This window comes from Saccharomonospora sp. (assembly GCF_027317685.1).
Lineage (GTDB): Bacteria > Actinomycetota > Actinomycetes > Mycobacteriales > Pseudonocardiaceae > Saccharomonospora.
Map to the genome: position 1 here is coordinate 1 of NZ_DAHVQP010000150.1, position 5,372 is coordinate 5,372.

A 5,372-nucleotide genomic window follows, 5' to 3' on the forward strand; every position below is an offset into this window, starting at 1 on the left:
CGGGCTGTGGCGCAGTTTGGTAGCGCACTTGACTGGGGGTCAAGGGGTCGCAGGTTCAAATCCTGTCAGCCCGACAGAACAGGGGCCGTCCACGCAGGTAGACGGCCCCTTGGTCGTCTCCGGACACGTGCGCAGGCCGGAGCATGACACATTCATGTCACATTGGGTCGCCGAACGTCACGCCATCGATCGCTTCGCCAACGTCTCCCGTCGCCGAGCGTCGAGCGTGCCGGCCACGTCGTCGAGGCGATCGGGGAACAGGTGCCCGTAGATGTTGAGGGTCATCGCCGCGTCAGCATGACCGAGCATGAGCTGTAGCACCTTGACGTCGGCTCCAGCCGCGATGGCGAGAATGCGTGGTGCCGTTGTTCATGCTTTGTCTGATCAAGAATTCTGAGGTGCCCTTCGGTTATAGGAGGGTGAAGCTGAACGGCACGCCCACGTCGGTTTGGGACTTGATGGGCGAGGACACGGTGTTGTTCCACCACAGTGTCGATGCTGATGACGAGACGATGGCGTCGCATTACGTCAAGCAGTCGCGGATGTGGTTCGACAGCTTGTGGACGAGCGTGGCGCGGGAGTGGAAGCGGTCAGCCAAGCTCCACAGGCCCCGGGGCTTCCTGCGGTGCTGGACTACCTCACCAGCGAAGGCAGGATTGTCACGATCGTCAGCAACAACTCCACCGTCGCAATCGAAACCTATCTACGCCAGGCTGGGCTGGACCACTACGTCGCTGGCGTGTCAGCACGAACCGCCGCCGACATCACGAGACTGAAGCCGAATCCACATCTACTGCAGCAGGCCATACCACTCATGGCACACGCCCCGGCGAATGTCTGATGGTCGGTGACTCCGTCACCGATATCCACGCCGCACGTGCCGCTGGCACACCAGTGGTGGCTTATGCCAACAAACCCGGCAAACACGAACGCCTCGCCGCGCACCACCCTGATGCCATCATCAGCGAACTGACTCGGCTCATCCCGCAGCGGTAAGTCTGACAACCACACCGCACGGAGTGTGTGTTCAAACTTTCTTCTCTTGTTTTTCAAGGGCGGCCCCGCCGGGTAAGGGGAGAAGAGGATGTCATCGCCGGGCGGGCAGATCTCCAGGATGGCCGGGGTCGTGCACGCATGTTCCGGTTCGTTGGTGGTCCGGTAGGTGTCCCACCCGGCTGCCCCCGAGGGTTATCACGCCGCGCCAAGGGGGCAAGCCCGGCGACGTCAGCCGCCGGTCAACGAGGAAGTTGCCCTGTCCCTTGACACAGCGTGACCGGGCTACGCCGGGTCAGATGGGATGCACTCATCCGGCAGGTGATCAGTTGTCGCCGGCTGTGGCGATACGCGGCAGGGATCGGGCCATGCGCGGCCAGACGCTGCGTTCACGGAATGCGCTGGACGGGCGTGGACGTGATCCCACCGATCAGGCTGCCGGGAAGCTCTCGCCCTGCAGAACAGGCATTGCGGTGCTCGCGTCCACCTCCGCAGCGACCTCGATGTCGTTGGCACAGTCCCAGTTGATGAGTTCCTGTCCGCCCACACTTGCGGTGAGATCGGCGGTGACCTCACGGTAAGCGGTGGCCGCGGAGAGCACCTCAGGAGACAACGGACCGAAGCCCCGATCATCGAGGGTGGCGGTAAGCACCAGCATCTCACAGGTCCTCGACGGCGGGACGCAACGAGCCGCCCGGCCAACGCTCACCAGCGGCGATGGCCGACACCGACGCCCCGGGCTTCGTGGCGAGACGGCGCACGGTCCAATCAGCGGCGGCGACGTTGCGTAGGCTGACGCCGATCACCGTCACGCCGGTCTCGGCGATCTCATGCACGATGGTCGAGCCGTCCGGCGACGGCAGGACGAGCTTCGCGACAGGACCAGCGGCGCGGAGGGACGCGGCGGACAGACTGATCTGTCCCGGCTGGGCCACCGACCTGCCGACCGCGAGCACGGCGTCGCGTTTCTGCGCGAACCGCTCTGCCCGTTCGTCCCTCGAGCGGAAGGGGAAGAACCTCGATCCCCCTGTCGACCACGACGATCAGCGCGGTGGTGAAGGACAACACGGCGAACCACGGCAACCGCATCGGACATGCCGGCTAGGACCTTGGTTCCGACCAGGCCCCAATCGAACCGGGCCCGGAATTCCTCCTGTGCATGGGGGTTCGGTATGAAGTAGACCGCAACGACCACCCACATCGAACACGAGCGACTTGGCCGAGCGTGACCCCGGTGCCTGTAACGCCTTCCGGAGGCGGTGCTTGCCGCTGTGGCTCTGGGGCACATGCAGGCGGCAGAGGACGACAACCGATGTCGACGAACGAGGGCGTTCTTGTGGGTCGATCGCTGTCGCCGAGAGTCAGTGCCAGGTTTGCAGACCGGTGAAGAAGGGCGAGGGTCGCTGTCCAATCTGAGCAGACAGGAGCACATATGGAACCTGGTCGTTCAGCTTGTTGGACAAGATCTACTCGTCCCACTTCACGCTGTATCGCTCGGCGAGTTCCTCCACCTCTTGCCTTCCGCGGGGCGTGCCGAAGTCCCACCAGGACAGTACGTCCGACTCGTCGGCGAACAGGCCGGGTGGTGCGCAGGTGAGGACGAGTTCCAGGTCTGGCTCCTGCACCATCCACCAGCGGCGGGATTCAGGCCAGATGAGCAGCCGTCCCTCAGCGCCGTGGGTGTCCATGACCCAATCCCAGAACGTGCGGTCGTGGTGGTTCAGCGTGGCAGGCGGAACCACGACGGGAGTCAGCGGAATCTCGAACTCCCGGTGCGTCTTCGTGCCGTCGGGGTGGATCGTCGTCCATCCATGCGTCTCCGGGTGGTCGTCGATCCGGAGGGAGAACACCGGCTCTGCTCGCAGCACGCGCCATTCGGCGTCATCCAGGTCCAATGACCCGAGCGAGACACCCGTCTCCCGGATCGTCACGACGCAGCCGGGCAGCGCTGCCGGCCAACCGTTCGAGACGTCGAAGGGCAAGACTTCCGGCGACGGTCTGGGCATGCAGCCACTCTCGCAGCTGAAATGGCTGGTGCTCAACCGGTTTGTTCGCATGCCCGCGTGCGTGGGTGGGTGAACTGACTGAACGGTGATCAACTCACGCCTTATCCACGGTCACAACGGCAAGAGGCCGGCCATCCCATGGCTGGCAGGTCGGCGTTGGCCGAAGCGTGCCTCACCCATGACCGACAGCGGTCGTGCAGGTCGACAGGCGAAGCAAGCATGCCTTGGTTCGGGCTTGTGAACACACAGGCCAGGACTCACTTGCAACACCACAGGACAGGTCGTTGCGAGCTCGGCCGCGCGGACTCCGCCGGCCCGGACCTCACGATATGAGGCCAAAGTGACCAGCTTGAACCCGGGCAGCGTGTCCTCGTCGGCAGCCGAGTAGGACCCCGCCGGTGATGACTCCCGCTCATCGGCGAGGACCGATCGCCCGGAACACCTCCCGACCATGGAGGCTGTGACCCCTACTCCAGGACGCGTCCTTCGGCTTCCTTCCGGAGTCTCTCCCGCAACCAGTCGGGGATGTGCTCCTCGTCGCGGGGGAAGTGCTCGAGGTCGTTGGTGAAACCGAAAGCGGTGGGGAAAGTGATCTTGGGGTCCTCGTCGTAGTTGTAGGTGACGTCGAACCTCCCGGGCGGAGTGATGACGTACTCCATGGAGAACCAGGTGCCCTTGCCCTCCCGGTACATGCCCGCCCTGAGCTTGTCGGTCACCAGGCTCAATCCGGACGGCGGGAACTCACGTCGACTGCCACCGTCCGCGAACTCGACGATGAGCTCGCTGGTCCCGTGTTCGACGACGGTGTGGACCCGGTAGGTCAGGCGGCTCCATCCCGCAGGGGCATCCTCGAGGATGCGGGTACCGATGTGGACGAGGAGATCCCGCTGCTCTTGTGGACCCATCCGGCCCTTGATGGCGTGTTCGTCGGGGCTGAGCATCCGTCTTCCTGAAGGTGAGGAGCAACGTCGACGCAGCAGTGTATGGCGCCGATACACGTGGCCGGTGGACGAGGCCGCGTATCCCCGGGCCCCGTTTCCGGCGGATGAGGCGACCGCGGAACCAGGTCCTCGACGTCTGGAGCCGAGTTGATGGCACCACACCCGCGGCCGCTGCCCTGCTCGGCGCGGGTGCCGCATCGTGGTACCGACATCGGATTGACCGGCGGTTGCGGGACTCGGCAGCGCTGTAGCAGTCCGAGGCGGGTGGGAGAGCCCCTCGCGCTCGACGGGGCTGCGACGGTGTCGAGAGACATCGTCGTGTTTCGCGTGGTGATGGCTGATCGGGGCTCTAGTCAGGGACCTGGTGTTTTCTCGAACCGTGGTTCAATGCCGGTATGGCGAGGCCGAGGAAGGTGCCAGACAGTGCGGTGCTGGCGGCGTGTGAGCGGGTGATCGGTAAACACGGTCCGAACTTCACACTCGCTCATGTGGCGGCGGAGGCCGGTGTCGCGGTGGGTACGGTCGCCGGGCGGTTCGGATCGAAGCACGGTCTGCTGGTGGCATTGATGGACGCCTCCACCGCGGTTCTGGAAGAGCGGATGCGCGCGGTGGCCCAGGAGCACGACGACCCGGTAGCGGCGGTGCGGGCAGCGTTGCTGGCGACGGTGGTGGGTATCGACGACCCCGAGACGGCGGCTCGGCACCTCGGACAGCTCGGTGTCGATCTGGCCGATCCGGTGCTGCGCGAACGGTTCGCGCGGCAACGCAAGGTTGTGCGCGAGGTGCTGGCGGAGTTGCTCGCCAAGGCTTCACTGCCGGGCGCACCGGCGGCCGAATCGGCGGCGGCGCTGTTGGCTTCGCTGGCGCAGGGGGTGCAGCTGGATTGGGCTTTAGAGCCGGAAGGTGCCTTGTCGGAGCTTTTGAGTGACGAGCTGGACCCGCTGCTGCGGGCCTGGGGGAACCCGGTATCCGACGGCCACGCACACTCCCGTCGTGACGGACGATGAGCGTGTGGATCCGGGCCGGGCGGTCGGCGTCACTCCTGACCGCTGCGGCCCGCTGTGTACGGTCCGTACCGCCCGAGGTTGAGACCACGGAAGCTGCGCAAAGCCAGTCGCTGATATCCCGGTCGGAGCGGAAGACGTCGTGCGGGCCGTACTCGCGGGTGGGACGGCCGCCGCCCTCGCCGTGGTAGGCGATCGTCATCGATGCGGCCTCGCGTGAGGGGTCGAGGCCGAGGTGTCCGTGTGTTCCTCGGATCGACTTGCGCCGATCGAGTTATTGAACGATCATTCATTAACTGGTCTCATCGGTACCGAACTGCCCGTTCGAGGGCTGAGAGGTGTGGGATGGCGACAGCCGTGCAGTGGCGCGGCACCGATCGGGTGTTGCTGGGTTTGTTGTGTGCGGTGCAGTTCGTGTTGATCGTGGA

8 protein-coding genes and 1 tRNA gene are annotated in these 5,372 nt (G+C 65.1%); 4 read left to right on the forward strand and 5 right to left on the reverse strand.

Annotation, left to right across the window (positions count from 1 at the left end; genetic code table 11):
- A tRNA-Pro gene (locus M7H19_RS18530) sits at positions 1 to 74 on the forward strand.
- A 103-nt stretch (positions 75 to 177) separates the two neighbouring features.
- Here M7H19_RS18530 and M7H19_RS18535 read toward each other — a convergent pair.
- On the reverse strand, positions 178 to 309 hold the full coding sequence (locus M7H19_RS18535) for a hypothetical protein (RefSeq protein WP_276324362.1): 132 nt from the start codon (positions 307 to 309) through the stop codon (positions 178 to 180).
- Positions 310 to 544: 235 nt separating this feature from the next.
- Between M7H19_RS18535 and M7H19_RS18540 the strand changes: the two genes are divergently transcribed.
- The gene (locus tag M7H19_RS18540) at positions 545 to 841 is read left to right on the forward strand and encodes an HAD family hydrolase (protein WP_244862229.1); all 297 of its coding nucleotides are present in this window, start codon (positions 545 to 547) and stop codon (positions 839 to 841) included.
- On the forward strand, positions 841 to 996 hold the full coding sequence (locus tag M7H19_RS18545) for an HAD hydrolase-like protein (protein ID WP_244862228.1): 156 nt from the start codon (positions 841 to 843) through the stop codon (positions 994 to 996). Before M7H19_RS18540 ends, M7H19_RS18545 begins: the two co-directional genes overlap by 1 nt.
- A gap of 427 nt (positions 997 to 1,423) precedes the next feature.
- Here M7H19_RS18545 and M7H19_RS18550 read toward each other — a convergent pair whose 3' ends face one another.
- The 4 genes from M7H19_RS18550 to M7H19_RS18565 all read right to left on the reverse strand — a co-directional run bounded on the left by M7H19_RS18550 (position 1,424) and on the right by M7H19_RS18565 (position 3,940).
- Positions 1,424 to 1,651 carry a hypothetical protein gene (locus M7H19_RS18550; RefSeq protein ID WP_197054558.1) on the reverse strand — a complete coding sequence of 76 codons (228 nt, stop codon included), beginning with the start codon at positions 1,649 to 1,651 and terminating at the stop codon, positions 1,424 to 1,426.
- Position 1,652: 1 nt separating this feature from the next.
- Positions 1,653 to 1,949 (reverse strand): hypothetical protein, encoded by a 297-nt coding sequence (locus M7H19_RS18555; protein WP_298183422.1) that lies wholly within the window; start codon positions 1,947 to 1,949, stop codon positions 1,653 to 1,655.
- Between the two features lie 510 nt (positions 1,950 to 2,459).
- Complete coding sequence (locus M7H19_RS18560; RefSeq protein ID WP_298183423.1) at positions 2,460 to 2,999, reverse strand: hypothetical protein; 540 nt, start codon at positions 2,997 to 2,999, stop codon at positions 2,460 to 2,462.
- A gap of 467 nt (positions 3,000 to 3,466) precedes the next feature.
- Entirely contained in the window at positions 3,467 to 3,940 is a 474-nt protein-coding gene (locus tag M7H19_RS18565) for a hypothetical protein (RefSeq protein WP_298183426.1), read from the reverse strand.
- A gap of 395 nt (positions 3,941 to 4,335) precedes the next feature.
- Here M7H19_RS18565 and M7H19_RS18570 point away from each other — a divergent pair, with 395 nt between their 5' ends.
- Positions 4,336 to 4,947, forward strand: a complete 612-nt coding sequence (locus tag M7H19_RS18570; protein WP_298183429.1) for a TetR/AcrR family transcriptional regulator — start codon at positions 4,336 to 4,338, stop codon at positions 4,945 to 4,947.
- Positions 4,948 to 5,372 lie beyond the last annotated feature (425 nt).